This window comes from Collinsella sp. An268, assembly GCF_002159765.1.
GTDB lineage: Bacteria > Actinomycetota > Coriobacteriia > Coriobacteriales > Coriobacteriaceae > Coprousia.
In genome coordinates this window covers 59,179-78,023 of sequence record NZ_NFJH01000008.1, presented here as the reverse complement: position 1 = coordinate 78,023, position 18,845 = coordinate 59,179, and the positions used below count along the sequence as shown (strand labels likewise).

The 18,845-nt window shown below is 66.4% G+C and carries 19 protein-coding genes and 1 tRNA gene; 11 read left to right on the top strand and 9 right to left on the bottom strand.

Translation table 11 applies throughout. The annotated features are described in order from the left end of the window. Window positions 1–13 precede the first annotated feature (13 nt). On the top strand, window positions 14–1,009 hold the full coding sequence (locus B5F70_RS07480) for a hypothetical protein (protein WP_241145938.1): 996 nt from the start codon (window positions 14–16) through the stop codon (window positions 1,007–1,009). Between the two features lie 228 nt (window positions 1,010–1,237). Here B5F70_RS07480 and B5F70_RS07475 read toward each other — a convergent pair. Beyond that, window positions 1,238–1,313 (bottom strand) — tRNA-Val (locus B5F70_RS07475). Window positions 1,314–1,498: 185 nt separating this feature from the next. Between B5F70_RS07475 and B5F70_RS07470 the strand changes: the two genes are divergently transcribed. Next, entirely contained in the window at window positions 1,499–2,659 is a 1,161-nt protein-coding gene (locus tag B5F70_RS07470; RefSeq protein ID WP_087204951.1) for an aldo/keto reductase, read from the top strand. A gap of 21 nt (window positions 2,660–2,680) precedes the next feature. Here B5F70_RS07470 and B5F70_RS07465 read toward each other — a convergent pair whose 3' ends face one another. The 3 genes from B5F70_RS07465 to B5F70_RS07455 form a co-directional block, all read right to left on the bottom strand. Continuing rightward, entirely contained in the window at window positions 2,681–3,079 is a 399-nt protein-coding gene (locus B5F70_RS07465) for a pyridoxamine 5'-phosphate oxidase family protein (protein ID WP_087204950.1), read from the bottom strand. An 80-nt stretch (window positions 3,080–3,159) separates the two neighbouring features. Next, window positions 3,160–3,774: a tRNA (cytidine(34)-2'-O)-methyltransferase gene (locus tag B5F70_RS07460; protein ID WP_087204949.1), complete on the bottom strand. Its 615-nt coding sequence runs from the start codon at window positions 3,772–3,774 to the stop codon at window positions 3,160–3,162. A gap of 311 nt (window positions 3,775–4,085) precedes the next feature. Further along, window positions 4,086–4,640 carry a nucleotidyltransferase domain-containing protein gene (locus B5F70_RS07455; protein ID WP_087204948.1) on the bottom strand — a complete coding sequence of 185 codons (555 nt, stop codon included), beginning with the start codon at window positions 4,638–4,640 and terminating at the stop codon, window positions 4,086–4,088. Window positions 4,641–4,911: 271 nt separating this feature from the next. Between B5F70_RS07455 and B5F70_RS07450 the strand changes: the two genes are divergently transcribed. From B5F70_RS07450 to B5F70_RS07430, 5 genes are all read left to right on the top strand, one after another. Beyond that, window positions 4,912–6,525 (top strand): peptide chain release factor 3, encoded by a 1,614-nt coding sequence (locus tag B5F70_RS07450; RefSeq protein ID WP_087204947.1) that lies wholly within the window; start codon window positions 4,912–4,914, stop codon window positions 6,523–6,525. Window positions 6,526–6,781: 256 nt separating this feature from the next. Further along, entirely contained in the window at window positions 6,782–8,506 is a 1,725-nt protein-coding gene (locus B5F70_RS07445) for an ABC transporter ATP-binding protein/permease (protein WP_241145937.1), read from the top strand. Continuing rightward, complete coding sequence (locus B5F70_RS07440) at window positions 8,503–10,152, top strand: ABC transporter ATP-binding protein (RefSeq protein WP_241145936.1); 1,650 nt, start codon at window positions 8,503–8,505, stop codon at window positions 10,150–10,152. Before B5F70_RS07445 ends, B5F70_RS07440 begins: the two co-directional genes overlap by 4 nt. A 31-nt stretch (window positions 10,153–10,183) precedes the next feature. Further along, the gene (locus B5F70_RS07435) at window positions 10,184–10,627 is read left to right on the top strand and encodes a YbaN family protein (RefSeq protein ID WP_158094965.1); all 444 of its coding nucleotides are present in this window, start codon (window positions 10,184–10,186) and stop codon (window positions 10,625–10,627) included. A 7-nt stretch (window positions 10,628–10,634) separates the two neighbouring features. After that, entirely contained in the window at window positions 10,635–10,988 is a 354-nt protein-coding gene (locus tag B5F70_RS07430) for a nitrous oxide-stimulated promoter family protein (protein ID WP_087204944.1), read from the top strand. 92 nt (window positions 10,989–11,080) lie between these two features. On the opposite strand, the gene B5F70_RS07425 is transcribed toward B5F70_RS07430, so the two are convergent. Continuing rightward, on the bottom strand, window positions 11,081–11,554 hold the full coding sequence (locus B5F70_RS07425) for a universal stress protein (protein WP_241145935.1): 474 nt from the start codon (window positions 11,552–11,554) through the stop codon (window positions 11,081–11,083). Between the two features lie 160 nt (window positions 11,555–11,714). On the opposite strand from B5F70_RS07425, the gene B5F70_RS07420 reads away from it, so the two are divergent. Together B5F70_RS07420 and murI are read left to right on the top strand one after the other, a co-directional pair. Further along, the gene (locus B5F70_RS07420) at window positions 11,715–12,626 is read left to right on the top strand and encodes an HAD hydrolase family protein (RefSeq protein WP_087204942.1); all 912 of its coding nucleotides are present in this window, start codon (window positions 11,715–11,717) and stop codon (window positions 12,624–12,626) included. Between the two features lie 11 nt (window positions 12,627–12,637). Continuing rightward, on the top strand, window positions 12,638–13,651 hold the full coding sequence (gene murI, locus B5F70_RS07415) for a glutamate racemase (RefSeq protein ID WP_087204941.1): 1,014 nt from the start codon (window positions 12,638–12,640) through the stop codon (window positions 13,649–13,651). 24 nt (window positions 13,652–13,675) lie between these two features. Here murI and B5F70_RS07410 read toward each other — a convergent pair whose 3' ends face one another. Both B5F70_RS07410 and B5F70_RS07405 read right to left on the bottom strand, forming a co-directional pair. Continuing rightward, complete coding sequence (locus B5F70_RS07410) at window positions 13,676–14,785, bottom strand: HigA family addiction module antitoxin (RefSeq protein ID WP_087204940.1); 1,110 nt, start codon at window positions 14,783–14,785, stop codon at window positions 13,676–13,678. A 22-nt stretch (window positions 14,786–14,807) separates the two neighbouring features. Further along, entirely contained in the window at window positions 14,808–15,140 is a 333-nt protein-coding gene (locus B5F70_RS07405; RefSeq protein ID WP_087204939.1) for a type II toxin-antitoxin system RelE/ParE family toxin, read from the bottom strand. Between the two features lie 172 nt (window positions 15,141–15,312). Between B5F70_RS07405 and B5F70_RS07400 the strand changes: the two genes are divergently transcribed. Together B5F70_RS07400 and B5F70_RS07395 are read left to right on the top strand one after the other, a co-directional pair. After that, a complete protein-coding gene (locus B5F70_RS07400; protein WP_087204938.1) occupies window positions 15,313–16,374 on the top strand; it encodes a macro domain-containing protein in 1,062 nt (353 codons plus the stop codon). 166 nt (window positions 16,375–16,540) lie between these two features. Next, window positions 16,541–17,290 carry a vWA domain-containing protein gene (locus B5F70_RS07395; RefSeq protein ID WP_143753942.1) on the top strand — a complete coding sequence of 250 codons (750 nt, stop codon included), beginning with the start codon at window positions 16,541–16,543 and terminating at the stop codon, window positions 17,288–17,290. 11 nt (window positions 17,291–17,301) lie between these two features. Here B5F70_RS07395 and B5F70_RS07390 read toward each other — a convergent pair whose 3' ends face one another. Further along, window positions 17,302–18,009 carry a 4Fe-4S binding protein gene (locus B5F70_RS07390; protein ID WP_275532070.1) on the bottom strand — a complete coding sequence of 236 codons (708 nt, stop codon included), beginning with the start codon at window positions 18,007–18,009 and terminating at the stop codon, window positions 17,302–17,304. Next, a complete protein-coding gene (locus tag B5F70_RS11010) occupies window positions 18,009–18,734 on the bottom strand; it encodes a rubredoxin-like domain-containing protein (RefSeq protein ID WP_087204936.1) in 726 nt (241 codons plus the stop codon). The genes B5F70_RS07390 and B5F70_RS11010 overlap by 1 nt, the downstream gene beginning before the upstream one ends. Between the last annotated feature and the right edge of the window lie 111 nt (window positions 18,735–18,845).

The following is an 18,845-nucleotide window of genomic DNA, read 5'->3' as shown; positions in this document are numbered from 1 at the left end:
GGTGGGGTCGGTTATGACAGATGGTGAGATGGTGACGCGCCGGGTTGCCGCCATCGATATCGGGACGGTGTCATCGCGGCTCTCGCTTGCCGAGGTCGCGGCCGGGCGCGTGCTCGCCGCCCGCAAGCATACCGAGATAACCGATCTGGGTCAGGGCGTTGACGCGACCGGCCGCTTCGACGAGGCGGCGGTGGCGCGCGTGGTCGAGGCCTGCCGCACGTTTACGGCGGAGGCGCGCGCGTTTGGTGCCGAGGGGGTTTCGACAACGCTTACGAGCGCGGCGCGCGATGCCGCCAACGCCGAGATTCTGTTGGGGCAGCTGCGCGACTTGGGGCTTGTCCCGCAGGTCATCCCCGGCGAGGTCGAGGCGCGCCTTACGTTTTTTGGGGTGGCGCACGATTTTCCCGACGAGCGCATCGCCGTGGCGGATTCGGGCGGCGGGTCGACCGAGATCGTGGTGGGGAGCTACTGCGAGCGCGGCCATGAGCTCGAGCTCGACCGGCTGCAGTCCCTCGATATCGGCTGCCGTAGGGTAACGGACCGCTTTCTTGCGGGCGATCCGCCCGCGGGTGCGGACATCCTCGCCGCGGGCCGCTGGGCGCGCGCACAGTTCGAGGCGTACTGGGAGGGGCAGCCGACGCGCCCCGACCGGTTGGTGGCGGTGGGCGGCACCGTCACCACGCTGGTGGCGATGACGCACGAGCTCGTGCCGTACGACTCCTCGTTCGTGCATCTGCGCACGCTCTCCGCGCTCGAGGTGGAGCGCGCCATCGACCGCATGCGCAAGCTGACGGCCGCGCAGATCGCGGCGCTGCCGGGCATCCAGCCCAAGCGCGCCCCGGTCATGCTCGCGGGCGCCGTGGTGATACGCGAGCTCATGCGGGCCGGCGGCTACATGGAGCTCACCGTGAGCGAGAACAGCCTGCTCGCGGGTGCGGCGGCGACCATCGGCGAGGTGCTCGCGGGTGAGAGGCCCACGGTCGGTTGGACGCCGGAGCTCTCCCGCTGACGGCGGCAGCTGAGGGTTCGGGCCTCAAATGGGCACCACATTTCCAACCGGTGCATTGCGTGCGCTCGAGAAACCTTTTCACGCTGGTGTATTTCTACTCGGCGGCGCCCGTTTACGCGGGGGCCACTCGATTTGATGCCCATTCGAGGCCCGAACATGCTAGGAGCGCCCTCGATATGGCGAACCCCCGAACGGCGGTGCCGTCCGGGGGTTCGGATACGTTGCATATGGTGGGCGATGAGGGATTCGAACCCCCAGCCTTGTGCGTGTAAAGCACCTGCGCTAACCGTTGCGCCAATCGCCCGCAGAGGGAAGTATAGCGAAAAACCGCCGCGTGTGCGAGTGCTGGGCGGCCGGGCACTCTAAAGACGTGCTTCCGGGCGCTTCCAGACGTGCCTCCAAAGCTTCCAACGGTGCGCCGCCGGTCGCCGGACGGGGCCCGCTGCGCGATAATGGGGGAGCATCGTAGGGCGACTAGGGGAGGTTCGCATGCGCTATCGCACACTGGGCGCTACCGGGCTTGAGGTCAGCGAGATCGGCTTCGGCGGCGAGTGGATGGACGGTACGGCCGAGGAGGCTCGTGCGGTGGTGGACGCCGCCGAGGCCGCGGGCATCAACATTCTCGACTGCTGGATGCCCGACCCCACGCGGCGCTCCAATTTGGGCGACGCACTCGAGGGCCGGCGCGAGCGGTGGGTCATCCAAGGTCATATCGGCTCCACGTGGCAAGACGGCCAGTACGTGCGCACGCGCGACCTCGATGCGGTGAAGCCGGCGTTCGAGGATCTGCTCCGGCGCTTCCATACCGACTACATGGACCTCGGCATGATCCATTACGTCGACAGCCCGACCGAGTACGCGGAGGCGGTGGGCACGCCGGAGGCGCCGAGCCCCTTCATGGCCTACGTCGAGGAGCTCCGCGCGGCGGGGACCATCCGCCACATCGGCCTTTCCACCCACAATCCCGCCATCGCCAAGCGGGCGGCGCTCCATCCCGCCATCGAGATGATTCTCTTTAGCGTGAACCCCGCCTTTGACATGATGCCCGCGACCGAGAACCTCGACGACTACTTTGGCGACGCGGGCGCGGCGTCGGCGCTGGACGGCATGACGCCCGAGCGCGCCGAGCTCTACGCGCTCTGTGAGGAGACGGCAACCGGCATCACCGTTATGAAAGGCTATATGGGCGGGCGCCTGTTTGATGCGGCGACCTCGCCGTTTGGCGTGGCGCTCACGCCGGTGCAGTGCCTGGAGTACGACCTCACCCGCCCCGCGGTGGCAAGCGTGATGGTGGGGTTCTCTACGCCCGCGCACGTGGCAGACGCCGTCGCCTACGAGACCGCGAGCGCAAAGGAGCGCGACTACGCCTGCGTGCTTGCCGGGGCGCCGCGCCATGCCTACCTCGGGTCCTGTACGTACTGCGGCCATTGCGCGCCGTGCCCCCGGGGCATAGACATCGCGAGCGTCAACAAGTTCTACGACCTGGCGACCATGTACGACGAGGTGCCGGATTCGCTGCGCGAGCACTATCGCGCGCTGGGGACCACGGCGGCGGCGTGCATCGCCTGCCGCGCCTGCGAGGCGCGCTGCCCCTTTGGGGTGCACATCTCCGACAAGATGGCCGCCGCCGCGCGGTTGTTTGGCTGCTAGCCCGCGGCGTCCCGCACGGACCTAGAACGTGACGGTGCGGGGCTCTGCGGTAAATGACGAGAATGTCGCGGTGGCGTGCTCGAGCGCGAAGACCTCGCAGTTGCCGTCGTCGGCGGCGTACATGCCGGCGAGCTCAGGGTGCGCGTCGAGCACGGCCTGGCGCGCCTCGAGGCGGTCGTCGAGCACGGTGTCGGCTTCCACGCGCAGCCACGTGCCGTCGTCTCCCATGGCGCAAAGGGCGATGCGCGGGTGGGCGAGCATCTGGTCCGAAACCGGCTTGACCTTGCCGGTCTGGATGTAGAGCCGTCCCTCAAAGCGGGCGATGGTCCCAAAGGGGCGCACCTGCGGGTTGCCCGCCGCGTCGACGGTCGCGAGAAAATAGGTCTTGTGCTGCTTGAGATAGGCGAGGACTTCGTCCATACGGGGCTCCTTTCACGAGCGGGATGTAAGGAGATATACCCCGCTTGCCGCCGAGGGAGCCCCGTGGGCGTCGATCCGGGTTAGGGCGTCGGTCCGGCGGCCTCGATGTCGGCGAACCCCGTTTGGCGTAGCGCCTCGTAGAGCACGATGGCGGCGGCGTTCGACAGGTTGAGCGCGCTGATGCGGTAGTCGGCGGGATCGATGAAGTTGCCGCAGATGTCCGTGCGGCGGAGCGCTTCGTGCGCGAGGTCCTCGCCGGCGGGGCGCTGCCAGGTGGCGGCGTTCTCGAGCGAGGCGGCGTCGGGCAGCATGGGGATGCGCTCGCAGCTCGCGGGATACGCGGCGAGGAGCTCCTCGGCAAGGCCGGCGCTCTCCTTTCCCAGCACGAGATAGTCCCCGTCGCGGTATACGGCATCCGTGTAGCGCTGCCGGGCCTTCTTGGTGAGCAGGTGCAGGCGCGGCTCGGGACCATGCTCGGCGAGGCCGTTTTTGGCAAGAAAGGAGCCCCAATCGTCGTAGACGCGCACGTCCAGATTGGGCCAGTATCCGAGCCCCGCCCGGTGGAGCGCCCGGTCGTCGAGCGAGAATCCGAGCGGCCGGACGAGGTGAAGGCGCGTCCCCGTGACCACGCAGGTGCGGCCGATGTTGCCCGTGTTGGCCGGAATCTCGGGCTCAAAAAGGACGAGATTGAACACAGTACCTCCTAGCGTGCCATGGGATGGCTCGTGGTGCCCGTACCGTTTCCGTGCTGTCGATTATCCCGCATTGCGGGCGCGTGCGAGCAAGAAGGTCCCGCATTTTTCGTCACGGCGGTTAGCAGTATCGTCTCCGATGCGACCGGCTTCTTCCGCCACGCGGAGAACCCGGTTGATAAGTCCCTCGGCAATCAGGTCGTCCTCGGTGTTCGCGGGTTCGAGAAACCGGGGCCTTTGAGAACTCAAGCTCGCGCATCTGGCGCTGCGTTTGCGTGACGACATCGTAGATCTCCTGGATCCGCCCTAGGTCACTATGCTTCGCGATCATAGATCAGCTCCTTATCCCTCTCAATCTCAGCTTCGAGTGCCTTGTTCTTGAGGCTGCGTGCCGTGATGATGTCCGCAGATCGGCCCGTCGCGTCCTCCACACGTTTTGCGAACTGTTCAAGGTCGTGCAGACTGAAACGGTGATGGGGGTCAATCTCAAGTCGAATGTCCACGTCGCTCTCGCTGTCATGTGCTCCCCGTGCAAACGACCCAAAAAGATACGCGCGCCGGATGGACGGAAAATCGTGGCAGGTCCTTCGCACCGCCTCGACGACGAGCTCCTTGTCTGAGATATCCTCACACTGCCGGCGCATGAGACTCAGCGTTTCCGAGACCTTGCGCTCGATGCGTGCCAGCGTTTCTGAACTCGCGGCATCTCGATCTGCCTCAATGCCCTTGGTGAGGAAATGGAGGAAGGCATCCGTCTTGCTGAGGCGGTGCTCGGCGGCGAATTGCTCGACGGTCTTGACGAGCGACGGCGGTAGCCGCAGCGAGATTGCTGTGCGCGGCTCTTGACGGGCGGACAAGATAGAAGCCATGGTGCCTCCTTTGATGTATTGCAATTGTATTACGCGCAAAAGAAGCTTTGTTTATCACCTTGAAGCTTCATCTTGTGCATATGGGGCCGTGCGCCCGTTTGCGCTTCGAGTGCAGGGGACATCGGCCAAGGCGGTACCAGCCGTGCTCCTGCACGGCCTGCACCCGCCGCTTCCCGTCCTCTCCACGGTTCCTCCGCGCGCGTTTCGCTACAATACGACGGGTTATCGCTACATCACATATGCCGCGCCGCTGCGCGGTGGGAGGGAACCTATGCCAAACCTCGCCGAGGAAATCGCCTCGCGCCGCACGTTCGCCATCATCTCGCACCCCGACGCGGGCAAGACCACGCTCACCGAGAAGCTCCTCCTCTACACCGGCACCATCCAGTCTGCCGGTTCGGTTAAGGGCAAGAGCTCGGCCAAGCACGCGGTGTCCGACTGGATGGACATCGAGAAGCAGCGCGGCATCTCCGTTACCTCGTCCGTCCTGCAGTTCACCTACCAGGGCTGCTGCGTGAACATCTTGGACACGCCCGGCCACCAGGATTTCTCCGAGGACACCTACCGCACGCTCATGGCGGCGGACGCCGCCGTCATGGTCATTGACGGCGCCAAGGGCGTCGAGGCGCAGACGGTGAAGCTCTTCAAGGTTTGCGCCCTGCGCGGCATCCCCATCTTCACCTTTGTGAACAAGCTCGACCGCGAGACGCGCGACCCCTTCGACCTCATGGAGGAGATCGAGGACGTGCTCGGCATCGGCACGTACCCCATGAACTGGCCCATCGGCAACGGCCGCACCTTCCGCGGCGTGTTCGACCGCGCGAGCCGCCGCGTGCTCGCCTTCGAGGGCGACGGGCGCGCCAACGCCGCCAAGAAGGTGGCCGAGGTCGAGGCGGAGCTGGGCGATCCCGCGCTCGACGAGCTCATCGGCGCTGAGAACCATCGGAACCTGATGGACGACATCGAGCTTCTCGACGGTGCGGACCACGAGTTCGACCTTGCTGCCGTGCGCACGGGCAAGCTCTCGCCGGTGTTCTTCGGCTCGGCGCTCACCAATTTTGGCGTGGAGCCGTTTTTGGCCGATTTCCTGCGGCTCGCGCCCGCGCCGGGGCCGCACACCGATGCGGCGTCCGGCGAGGACGTCGACCCGGTGGCGGACGAGTTCTCGGGATTTGTCTTCAAGATTCAGGCCAACATGGACAAGAACCATCGTGACCGCATCGCCTTCGTGCGCATCTGCTCGGGCAAGTTCGAGCGCGGTATGGAGGCCTATCATGTTCAGGGCGGCCGCAAGATCAAGCTCGCCACGGGTACCGCGATGATGGCAGACGACCGCGCCATCGTGGACGAGGCGTACGCGGGCGATATCGTCGGCCTGTTCGACCCGGGCATCTTCTCCATCGGAGATACGCTCTGTGCGGGCAAGCGCCGCGTGCGGTTTGCGGGTATCCCCACGTTCGCGCCGGAGCACTTCGCGCGCGTGTCGCAGGTCGACACGCTCAAGCGCAAGCAGTTCGTGAAGGGTATGGAGGAGCTCGCCCAAGAGGGTGCCATCCAGATCTTCCGCGAGCTCGGCGCCGGTATGGAGAGCGTGATCGTGGGCGTGGTCGGCGAGCTGCAGTTCGACGTGCTCGAGCAGCGGCTCAAAAGCGAGTATCACGTCGCGGTGCGGCGCCAACCGCTCGGCTACACCGACATCCGCTGGATTCAGGGGGAGTATGACGAGGACGCGGTCCGCGGGCTCAACCTCACGCGCGACACGCTGCGCGTCGAGGACATGCGCGGCGGCAAGCTCCTCCTCTTCACGAGCCCATGGAACGTCGATTGGGCCAATGAGCACAACCCGGGGCTTGCGCTCTCGGAGTTCGGCAACGTGACGTTTTAGCAGGCGACCTGCCCGGCGCCCGCCGCCACGCCAAAAAGTATGCCGCTATCAACTTATAGGTTTACTGTGGCTTACTTATCACGAGGATCGGCGGGTGCGCCGCCACATGTTACTCTCCTCTAACTTATGGAGCGCTGAGGTGCCGCTGAGAGGGCCCTGCGGCGCATGCTGGTGGGCGCAAGACGGAGGTGCCGAGGCCGGGGCATCGAGTTCCGGTAGCGTCGGGGCCCGTCGCGCGGGAGGGGAGCGGCAGCGCGTGGTAAACGGACGGCTGGTTAAGATGGGGCGCGCCTCGATGCGCTATGTCGCGGCGCAGGTCGTGTTGCAATGGGTGGCGCTTGCGGCGCATATCGCCTTGGTGGCCGGGGTCGCGCTCGTGGTCGACGCCTTGCTGACGGGTTGTGTGACGATGGGCTTCGCCCTGCCTTCGGTCGTAGGGGCGCTGAGTTGTCTTGCCGTGCGCTTCGCCGCGACGCGCGCGGCGGCGCACATGAGCTTTCTCGCCTCCCATGGGGTGAAGGATACCCTGCGCCGCGCGCTCTTTGCCAAGATGCTCCGTCTGGGTCCCGCTTACGCGCAGCACGTGGCGACCTCAGAGGTCGTGCAGGTGGCGGGCGAGGGCGTCGAGCAAATCGAGACGTATTTCGGCCTGTACCTGCCGCAGCTCTTCTACGCGCTTCTCGCCCCGCTCACGCTCTTCGCCTGCATCGCGCCCTTCTCGCTGCCGGTGGCGGTGGGCCTCATCGTCTGCGTCCCGCTCATCCCTGTCGCCATCGCGGCCGTGCAGACCGTCGCCAAGCGCCTGCTCGCCTCGTATTGGACGCAATACGCCGAGCTCGGCGACAGCTTCCTCGAAAACCTGCAGGGTCTTACGACCCTTAAGGTGTTTGAGGCCGATGCCTATAAGGCAGATCAGATGGACGAGGAGGCGGAGACGTTCCGACGCGTCACCATGCGCGTGCTCACCATGCAGCTCAACTCGATCATCATCATGGACCTCGTGGCGTATGGCGGCGCGGCGCTCGGCATCTTCCTCACCGTCACCGAGCTCGCCGCAGGTCATCTCACGCTGCCCCAGGCCTTCGCGATCGTCGTGCTCTCGAGTGAGTTCTTCATCCCCATGCGCACGCTGGGGAGCTACTTCCACACCGCCATGAACGGCTCGGCCGCGGCGGACCGCATCTTCAAGATTCTCGATGCGCCGGAGCCCCGGGTGGGTACCCGCGCGCTTGCAGACGTCGATGGCCGCATCGCCGTGCGCGACCTCTCGTTTGCCTACGTGCCCGAGCGCGAGGTGCTGCACGGGGTGACGCTCTCGGTGGAGCCCGGGGCGCTGGTGGGGATCACGGGCGCGTCGGGCTCGGGCAAGTCGACGCTCGCGGCGCTTCTCGCCGGGCGCCTCGGCGGCTATACGGGCTCGATCACCCTGGGCGGCGTCGAGGTGCGCGACATCGCCCCGGAAGAGCTTGCGCGCCATCTCGTCGTCGTGCCCACGCGCGGCTACCTCTTTGCCGGGACGCTGCGCGAGAACCTGCTTCTGGGCGATCCCCATGCGAGCGAGCGGCGGCTGTGGGATGTGCTCGCCGCGGCGCGCATCGACGGCTTTGTGCGCGAGGCGGGCGGGCTCGACATGCCCATTGCCGAGGGGGCGCAGAATCTCTCGGGCGGCCAGCGCCAGCGCCTCTGCATCGCGCGCGCCCTGCTCACCCGTGCGGAGATCCTCGTGTTCGATGAGGCGAGTTCCAACATCGATGCCGCGTCCGAGGCCGCCATCGCCGTCCTCATCCGCGAGCTCGCCGGGGAGCGCACGGTCATCGTGGTGAGCCATCGCCTGGCGAACCTTACCGATGCGGACACTATCTGCGTGTTCGAGCGCGGGCGCCTCATCGAGGAGGGCCCTCATGACAAGCTCGTCGGCGCCGGCGGCGCCTACGCGGCGCTGTGGCGCGCCCAGCACGACCTCGAGAGGAGCCTCGCATGAGCAGGATCTGGATCATGGGGCGGCTCGTCCGGCTCGTCGGACCGCTTTGGGGCATGATGGCGCTCGCCATCTTGGCGGGTATCGCGGGGCACCTCGCCGCCATCGCGGTGCCCACGGTCGGCCTCGCGGCGGTGCTCTCGGTCGCCGGCTTCGACTTCATGCCCGCTTGGGGCGCGCTCATGGGCGTGCTCGCCGCCTGCGCCATCGCCCGCGGCGTGCTGCACTACCTTGAGCAGACGGCGAACCACTACATCGCCTTCAAGCTGCTCGCGCGCATCCGCCACCAGGTCTTCGCGGCGTTGCGCCGCCTCGCGCCGGCAAAGCTCGCCGGGCGCGGCAGCGGCGACCTCATCTCGGTTATCACGGGCGACATCGAGCTCCTCGAGGTGTTCTACGCGCATACGATCTCGCCCGTCGCCATCGCCCTCGGCGTGAGCCTCATCGTTGCGGCGGTGGAGGTTAGCCTGCATCCCGTGTTTGGCGCGCTTGCCGTCTGCGCCTTTGCGGTCGTGGGCATCGCGGTTCCCGTTGCGGCCAACGCATCGGCGGGCGCGGCGGGCCGACGGTTCCGCGACGGGCTGGGCGCGCTCGACACGTATCTGCTCGACAGCCTGCGCGGCCTCGGCGAGGCTATGCAGTACGGCGTCGCGCGTGACCGCGGCGAGGCATTCTTCCGCCAAAGCGCCGCGCTCGCCGACCGCGAGGCCGAGCTCAAGAGCCGTTCCGGCGCCACCCAAGCGGTCATGTCCGTTGTGGTGTGGGTCTTCGACCTCGTCATCGCCATCGTGGGGCTGCACCTGTTCTATTTCGGTCACATCACGCTCGCGCACATGCTCATCGCCACGGTGCTTCTCATGAGCTCATTCGGGCCGGTGCTCGCGCTGGCAAGCCTGGGCACGGGCCTGCAGCAGACGTTTGCCGCCGGTGAGCGCGTGCTCGGCATCTTGGACGAGGAACCTGCCGTGGCCGAGGTTGCATCTGGCGAGACGCCCGACGGTGCCGATGTTGCCGTCGAGGGCGTGTCGTTCTCCTACGGGACGGACCCCGTCCTCACCGACATCTCGTGCACGGTGCCCGAGGACGCCATCGTCGGGCTCGCCGGCAAGAGCGGCTCGGGCAAGTCGACGCTGCTTTCGCTCATCATGCGGTTCTGGGATGTCGACCAAGGCCGCATCGCGGTGGGTGCCGTCGACGTGCGCGCCGCCGCGACCCATGCGCTTCGCCAGACGCAGAGCCTCGTCACGCAGGACACGCACCTCTTTAACGAGAGCCTGGCCGACAACATCCGCATCGGCCGGCTCGACGCCACCGACGCCGAGGTTGAGGCGGCGGCGCGCGCGGCGCGCATCCACGACGTCATCGCTGCCCTGCCGGACGGATACGCCACCCGAGCCGGCGAGCTCGGCGACGTGCTCTCGGCGGGCGAGAAGCAGCGCATCGGCCTCGCGCGGGCGTTTCTGCGCGCCGCGCCGCTGCTCCTGCTCGATGAGCCGACCTCCAACCTCGACAGCCTGAACGAGGCGGCCATCATGCGGGCGCTCGTCGAGGGGCGCGCGGGCCGCACCGTCGTCATCGTGAGCCACCGCCCGAGCACGCTGACCTGTGCCGACACCGTCATCACCCTCGACGGCGGCCGCCTGAGCTAGTCTGTTCCCCCGCACCAGAAAGGACTCTCCCGTGAAACGCTCCTTCCACCGCACCGTTGTCGAGAAGATCCTCTTCGCCCTGGCCTGGCTCGTGCTCGGTCTGGGCGCCGTGGGCGTGGTGGTGCCCATCCTGCCCACCACGCCGCTCGTGCTGCTCGCCTCGCTGCTCTTTGCCAAGAGCAGCCCGCGCTTTGACGCGTGGCTGCGCACGACCAAGCTGTACCGGAACTATGTGGTGCCGTTTCGCGAGACGGGCGGCATGACGGCGCGCAAGAAGGTTACGATGTTTGCCGTGACGGCCGTGACGTGCGGTATCAGCTTTGCGTTGGTGGACGTTCTGGTGGCGCGCGCGATTCTGGTCGTGGTGGTCGTGGGGATGGGGGTCGCGCTTACCGTGCGCATCAAGACCATCACCCCGGAGGAGGAGGCGCGCTTTGGCGCGGGGAGCGGCCGGCGCGCCGCGGTAGGGGAGTAGGAGCGCTATGCCCAGAACACCGGATACGCCGGCGGTCGCCCGGCGGCGCCAGCGCGAGCTGCGCGTTATCTCGCAGATGATCGCCCTGTACTGTCGTGGCAACCATGCAGGTGCCGCACGGACCGAGACCGCCTTTTGCGGCGAGCCCGTCTGCCCGGCCTGTGCCGAGCTCGACGCGTTCGCCCACGGGCGTACGGAGCGCTGCCCGCATATGGCAACCAAGACGTCGTGCAACAAGTGCGCCACGCATTGCTATCCTGCCGCCAGGCAGGAGGAGATACGGACGGTGATGCGTTACGCCGGGCCGCGCATGCTGCTGCATCACCCCGTAGCGGCCGTGCGCCATCTCATCGGCCGCTAGGTATCAAGACGCGACGGCGCCGTTGCGGTGCGGCGCCGTCGAGATGAGCTGTAACGTGGGGATGCGCCTGCTTGCCGCGTGCTCGCGACGGGCTACTTGACCGTCATCACGGGCACGTCGACGGAGCGCAGCACGCCAAAGCTCACGCTGCCTATCATGCCGGAGAGCCTGCCCAGCCCGCGCCGGCCCATCACCACAAGATCGATGTCGTTGTTCGTCACGTAGTCGGCGATGCCCTCGACGGCAGATGCCGAGACGATGGCGTTCGTGATCACCTTGCAGGCCGCGCCGTCGCGCGCTCCCTCGATGACGCCGCCCATATCGTCCCGCGTGCGCTGCAGGAGCGCACCGAGCAGGTTGTCGTAGTCGATTTGCGAGGTGACCGAGAACGGGTCGTCGGGCGAGCCCGCGGCGAAGAGCGGGTCGGGCAACGCTCCCACCGAGACGGCCGTCACCACGTGCACCTCGGCGTCCGGGTCGTTGCCCACCATGCCAAAGGCCACGTGCAGCGCGCTTTTCGCGTGATCGGACTCATCGTAGGGGACCAGAACCTTCTTGAACAGCATCGTCACCCTCCCATCGTCGCCGCGGACGGTACTCGTGCTCGTTATACCCCGCGCCGCGCGCGAGACGCTTTTGCCGTGGCGGCGCACCGCCGAACGTGGCGCCTGGCGCCGCGACCGGTATGATAGGGGGGACCTATCGGCACCGGCCTGCGGAGGAGCCATGCCCCACGTGTTTCTGTCCGACCTCACCTGTCAGGAGCGCCGCGAGCGCTATGCGCGCGTGCGCTACGTCTTCACCGATCTCGACGGCACCATGATGGGGCCGGGCTCGTGCGTGCTCAAAAACGCGGCGGGCGAGCTCTCGCTCGACTTCGTCTCGGTGCTCGTGGAGCTCGCGCGCGCCGGCGTCGAGGTCATTCCCTGCTCCGGCCGCAACCGCTCCATGCTCCACGAGGACACGCGCGTGCTGGGGCTCAACAGCTACATCGGCGAGATGGGCGGCCTCATCATGCTCGACCGCGAGCACAACGAGTGGGAGTACTTCACGGCCGACATGCCCTACGATCCGGCGGACAGCCGCACCCCGCACGAGGTTATCGAGGCGGCGGGCGTGTGCGAGGAGTTCGTCGGCCGTTGGCCGGGCATGCTCGAGTTTCATAACGACATGTCGGTGGGCTACAAGTACCGCGAGGTGACGGTCGGTCTGCGTGGCGAGGTCGATGACGCCGTGGCGCAGGCGATCCTCGACGAGTCGGGTCTGCCGCTCGACTGGGTGAGCAACGGATACCTCGCCTATATCTCCGCGCCGACGACGCTCGCGTTGCCCGAGGGCGTGCGCGGCCGGGCCTTCAACATCCAGCCGCGCGGCCTCGGCAAGGGACGCGCTATCTCGCGCTTCTGCGAGCGCCGCGGTATCGACCCGGCGGAGACGCTCTCCATCGGCGACGCCTCGTCCGATTTCCTCATGGCCGACGCGACGGCGCAGTTCATTTTGGTGGAGAACGGCCTCAAGGATCCGGGCGCAGAGGCATTCCTCGCCGGGCACGACAACGCCTGCATCGCGCACGGGCGCACGATCGACGCGTGGTCGGGCGCGCTGCGCCTCGTGCTCGAGGCCGTTCGCGGCGCGTAGGGGGGGCGGCTATGGGCGAGGTATGCGGCCGCACGGCAGAGGCCGGCGCAAGCGGTTCGGTCGACAAGCTCGAGGTTCGCGCGCTGTCGCCGATCGCGGGCCGCGCGGCCGAGGCGATCGCGGCGGCCATTCCGGCATACGAGGGCGACGAGCGGCCCATCGGCATCTTCGACTCGGGCCTCGGCGGCCTTACCGTGGCGCGCTGTATCGCGCAGGCGCTGCCCCACGAGTCCATCTGCTACATCGGCGATACCGAGCGCTGCCCCTACGGCGTGCGCTCCGAGGCCGAGGTGCGCTCGTTCGTGCTGCAGGTGGGCAGCTGGCTCACGCGCCAGAACGTCAAGATGATCATCATCGCCTGCAACACCGCCACGGCTGCGGCGCTGCAGCTCGCCCAGCAGACCTTCGACGTGCCCGTCATCGGCGTGATCGTGCCCGGTGCGCGCGCCGCCATCCACAGCACGCGCACGCGCAAGGTGGGCGTGCTCGCGACGGAGCTCACCATCCGGTCGGGCGCCTACGCCCGCGCCATCCAGGACTTCGATGCGGGCGTCGATGTGTTCGGGTGCGCCGCGCCGGAGTTCGTGGAGCTCGTGGAGCACGAGCTCGCCGACGGCGTGCGCGACGGCACCCGCTGGCTCGGCGGCGTGGACGTGTTCGACACGCCGGCGATCCGCGCGATCGTGGCCGAGCGCGTCGAGCCCCTGCGTCATCACGGCATCGATACCGTGGTGCTCGGGTGCACGCATTTCCCGCTGCTCGTGGGGCCCATTCGGGCGGCGCTCGGCGAGGGCGTGCGCGTCGTGTCCTCTGCGGAGGAGATCACGCGCGAGCTCGCCGAGATGCTCATGCGCCGCGAGGAGCTCGCCGCCTCGAAGGTGCCGGTCTACCACCGGTTCGCCACCACCTCGGCCGACACGACGTCGTTTGCCACGGCGGGCGGGTTCGTCTTCGGCCGGCCGCTCGGCGAGGTCGAGCACGTGGCCCCCGTGGTGCTCGAGCGCACGGCGGCCTCCCTGCTGTAGCGCCGCGCTGCCCGAAGTGTTGCGTCAGGGTTTGGCCGGAGAGGCAAAGGGGATATCCAGGTCTGTAATAAGGTCATTGCACCAGCTGTAATTGAGCCATCTCTTTCGATGGAGTTCGAGCACCACCACGCTTACAATGTGACCATGCTGCTCGGCTATCGCTTTGATTTGATGGGATCTCGTGATTCCCCGATACGGGCTGAGGTCATCGCCAAAGAGCATCTCACGTGCAAAGCCGTTGGCGCGTTTTTCCTCGAGGGATTGCTGCGCCACGGGTTTGCTGCCGCAATCAATATGCGTGGCGGCCTCTTCGTCGTACAGTAGATGGCCCAGTTCATGGAAGAGCGTCCAAATGACATAGGCATCTTTTTTGCGTCTGCCGGTCTGCTGGATAATGGGTACGCCATTTTTCAGCCAGCGCGTAATCCCATGTAGGGGGAACTTTTTGGGAGGCTCAACAAACTGATAAATTACTCCGGCGGTCTCCAGCATCGCTGAGATGTCATCAATCATGGTGCTGTCTGACGTCTTGGCGCGTCGTTTGATATGAGGAAGAAGATCGAGCAGTTTTTGGCGATCGAAGTGGAGGTCGCTGGACTTTTGGCAGGTCTCGGTTTTTTCTCCGGCCGCTATCCAAGCGGCTACAAGTGCTTCGTCTACGTACGCTCCCGATTCCCGCAGTGCTGCATAGGACGGGCATTGCATGGCCTTGCTCGAATATTCTACGAATGCGCCGCATGAGCCAAATCCGGTAAAGTCAAGAAAATCGATGAGTACCCGTTGGGGGTCGCGGAGCGTTGCCTTGCTCGCACCCTGCCTTCTGAGAAACGAGGCGAGTTCAGAGCTCACGCAGGACAGATGGTTCGACAGCGAGTTTTCCTCTTGGATGCGCGCTCGGTCCTCTTGATAAAGCGCCTCATAGGCAAGCCAGGCCCTGCAGGGAATACCCGTGACGTGTTCGAGTCGCAACGCAAGCTCCGGCGAGATAGACGCCTTGCCCCCGAGAATCTGATTAACGTGCTTGCGCGAGACGCCGAGGCGCTCTGCAAGATCCGATTGGGTGATGCCCCTTCCCTCTTCTTCGATCCACTCCTGAAGGAATTCACCCGGCGCCACCGCATAGTTGGTAGCCATCCCCGTCTCCTTTCATTCTTCCTTAGTCGTGGTAGTCGGTTATATCCCTAACGTTTACCTCGCTAACGGCAAGCTGCTCTATTACGTCGAGAACCTTCACGCCTTCGCAGCTTGGTTCGATGATAATGCGCTCGTTGCCTGATACCTTCCCTGCCCACTGTCCTTCTCGGTCGCCGCTCAGGCGGTGCCATCGTCCCAACGGATCGTTTTTCGAAAGATCGCCTAAAGTCTCTGCGGCCTCAATGGCTTTGATGCGTAGCCGGAGTTTCTTTTCGATATCGGGGCGCTTCCTGTGCATTGTGCGCACGTCCTCGCATAGTTGTTGAAGCTTCTTAGAGGAGTACGTGATTCTCAACGATGCACCGCCCCCAATAGTTCGTCAGGCCCTCCAGCAGTCCCTCCTAAGGCCAGAATGATTATCTCGATGTAACCAAATAGGTTACATCACTATGGAATTTACCACGATTGCGTCGTGATGCGTGCGGAATCATATAGATATAATCCCTACAAGGTTTAAGGAGGTTGCCATGCCCCTTTCCATCGTCCGTAACGACATTGCCCGTGTAGCAGCTGACGCGGTGGTAAACGCTGCCAACACCCGCCTTGCCCCCGGCGGCGGGGTTTGCGGTGCGTTGTTTGAGGCCGCGGGCTATGCGGACATGGCGCGCGCTTGCGAGGCTATCGGCCATTGCGACACAGGCGACGCCGTGGTGACGCCGGCCTTCCGCCTGCCGGCGCGCTGGTGCATCCATGCCGTCGGGCCCATCTGGCGCGGTGGCACCCATGGCGAGGAGGAGGCTCTGCGCCGCTGCTACCGTGCGGTGTTTGCCCGCGTGGTGGAACTCGGCGCGCGCTCGGTCGCCTTCCCGCTCATATCCGCCGGCATCTACGGCTATCCCGTGGCCCAAGCGCTTGCGGTCGCGCGCGAGGAGACGGCGGCGTTTTTGGCCGCGCACGACGAGGTGGCGGCAACACTTGTGGTGTTTGACCGCGCCGTTGTGCGCGAAGGGAGCGCGCTCGCGACTGAAATCGCGGAGTACATCGACGACGCCTATGCCGAGCACCACCTGCGGGCCCGTTCGCGAGCGGCCGAGTTGGAGCGGGAAAGTGCGTGGGCGGAGGACGGCTCCTCATCCGGTGCACCTGGATCCGCGCGGTCTTATGGCGCGGGATCTCTCTGTGCCCCTCAGCCCTTGGCCGTGCCGTCCTCAGACAAGGGTGCCCTCGACGAGGCGCTCGCGCATCTTGACGCGTCGTTCTCGGAGACGCTTCTTGCGCTTATCGACGCGCGCGGTATGACCGATGCCGAGGTCTACCACCGCGCGAACCTGAGCCGCCAGCTCTTTGCGAAGATCCGTGGCAACGCAGCGTATCGGCCCACCAAGCCCACCGCGGTGGCGCTCGCTTTTGCCCTTGAGCTCAACCTGCGCGAGACGCAGGACCTGCTGGGCCGCGCGGGGCTCACGCTCTCGCGTGCGAGCAAGTTCGATGTCATCGTCCGCTTCTTTATCGAGCGCGGCATCTACGACGTATTTCGCCTGAACGAAATGCTCTTTGCCTACGACCAACCGCTCGTGGGCTCGCTGTAGGGCGACCTGAGCGCCGGCGGTGTCGCCGCTCGGGCGCAAGGTCGCTCTCTAGCTTCGTCCCAGGCGCCCGCGCGTAGCGTCTCAGATGTCCCCTGGCAGTTTACCTGCCCCTGCACGCCGCCGCGTAGCCTCATAGGTGTCAGTTCCCAACAGCAAGGAGGGCACCATGGGCAAGAAAGATATCGAGAGAACGACTCGCAAAAAGCAGAACAACCGCGATGGCGTGGACAGCCGCAGTGGGAGTAGCAGCGCGGCTGGTAAGGGCGGCAGGGGCGTACGCGCCGAGCTCGTCTTTATCCTCGATGCGAGCGGCTCTATGGCCGGGCTTGAGAGTGACACCATCGGCGGGTTCAACGCGCTCATCGATGAGAACCGCGCAGAGCCGGGCGAGGCGTTCGTGTCGCTCGTCCAGTTTAACGACCGGTCGGAGGTCGTGCTCGACCGCGTGCCCATCGAGAAGGTCCCGCGCCTCACGCGGCGCACGTACCGCTGCCGGGGCTGCACGGCGCTGCTCGATGCGGTGGGCGCCGCCATCGAGCACATCGACCTCGTCCAGCGTGTGCAGCCGAAGGGCTACGAGGCGGACCGCGTGCTCTTCGTCATCACGACGGACGGCATGGAGAACGCGAGCCGCCGCTTCGGGCGCCGCCAGGTGAGAAGCCTCATCCGCAAGCATCGGAAGATGGGCTGGGAGTTCCTGTTCATCGGTGCGAACATCGACGTGGAGCGTGAGGCGGAGAGCTTGGGGCTCGACCCCGATATGGCGGTCGAGTACATTGCCGACGACATCGGCACCGGGGCGCTGTACGAGGCAGCGAGCATCGCAACCGCGACGGTGCGCGCGGGCGCGTCGATGGCGTCGGGCGCGTGGCGCGCGGGTATTGACGAGGACCGGCGTCGCCGGGGGCGGTCGTAGAGAGCGCTGCGCTACCCGACAATGAGCTCGAGGTAGTCCTCGCCCGCGCCACAGGCCGGGCAGACGGGCGTCTCGCCCTCGGGCACGTCAAAGACGGCGCCGCACATGAGGCAGCGGTAAGTGCACGTTGCGGGCGGGGCGCCTGCGGCAGCGTCCGTTGCCGTGTCCTCTACGGCATTCGCGGTCGCGTCTACGGCCGCGTCCTCGGCTGCGTCGTTCTCGGGGATGAGTTCGAGCAGGCGCTCGGCGGCAGCCGCGGGGAAGTCCTCCGAGGGCGGGGCCGTCACGAGCGCACGCAAGAGGTCGTGGGTGTTTTTGCTCTGCGGCAGCATGTAGCCGCTCTCGCGCAGAAGGTCCTCGGCAACAAGACGTGTGGCCCGGGCGAAGGCGGCGCCGAGCCTGCCCGTCCCCTCGTCCTCAGCGGAGGCGGCAAGCGCGCGGGCGAGCTGCTCGGTGCGCGTCTTTTCGTGCGCCATGGCGAGCGCGGGTGCAAGCACCGTCTCGCTTTTTACCTGCTGGGGCGGGTAGGAGAGGGGCACCATTGAGATCGCGCCGCTCGGGCAGGCGGCCGCGCACTCGCCGCAGCCGATGCACTTATCGGGGTCGATGATGCTGTTCTCGGTGTCGCTTGCGCCGGTGGGACAAACGTAGAGGCAGAGGCAGTCCTTGGTGCAAAGGCGCAGGTTTCTTACGGCAATGTGGGTCTTCTCGGCTGCCATCATGCGGCCCTCCCGCGGATCTCGTCAAACTTCCAATCGGGCACCTTGCAGACGGGGCAGAGCGCGGGCGGGCGCTCGCCCACAAACGTGAAGCCGCATACCGAGCAGACCCAGATGCGGGCGCCGTCGAGCATTGCGGGCCCCTCGCGCCGGTACCGCTCGGCAAGCGAGGCCAGGGTGCGTGTCACCTTCTCGCCCCACGTGCAGATGCGGAGTGTCCCGCGATCGGCCGCACCCTCGGCAGCGGAGCGGAGCGCCGGATAACCGGCGTCGAGGTCGCGCTGGAAGCGGTCGGCAAGTTCGCTGATGGCTCGGGCGTCATCGGTGCCCGGCTCGGCCGCCGCGCGCGCGGTAAAGTACGTCGCGAACTCGCCAAAGAGCGCGGACTCCTCGGCGAGGTACTGCTTCTCGCAGCCGCGAGCGAGGTTGGAGCAGATGGCAGCGAGCACGCCGGCGGGCAGTTCGGTGAGGTCGTGGTCGAGGGACGCGCTCGCAGACGCAGTGGCTGCTGCCGCAGGGGCAGGTGGCGTGTCGGTGGCCGAGGTCTCGGCTGCAGCGGCACGCGCATTCGAGGGCGCCGTGTCGGCCGTCGCGCGTTCAGGCTCAAAGGCGCTCTTGGCGGCGCCGCAAAGGGGGCAGGTCCACGTGTCGGGAAGCTCCGAGAAGGGCGTTCCCTCCACCTCCTCGTCGTAGACGTATCCGCAGATGGAGCAAACGTAGCGCATGCGGCCTCCCTCCGCCGTGGCGCCCGGCGGATTATGCGCGCCGAGCGCAAAACTATACCTTGATTGCACCGGGCAGAGTAACGACCTGTCAAGTGCGAACCCGGCAACGGT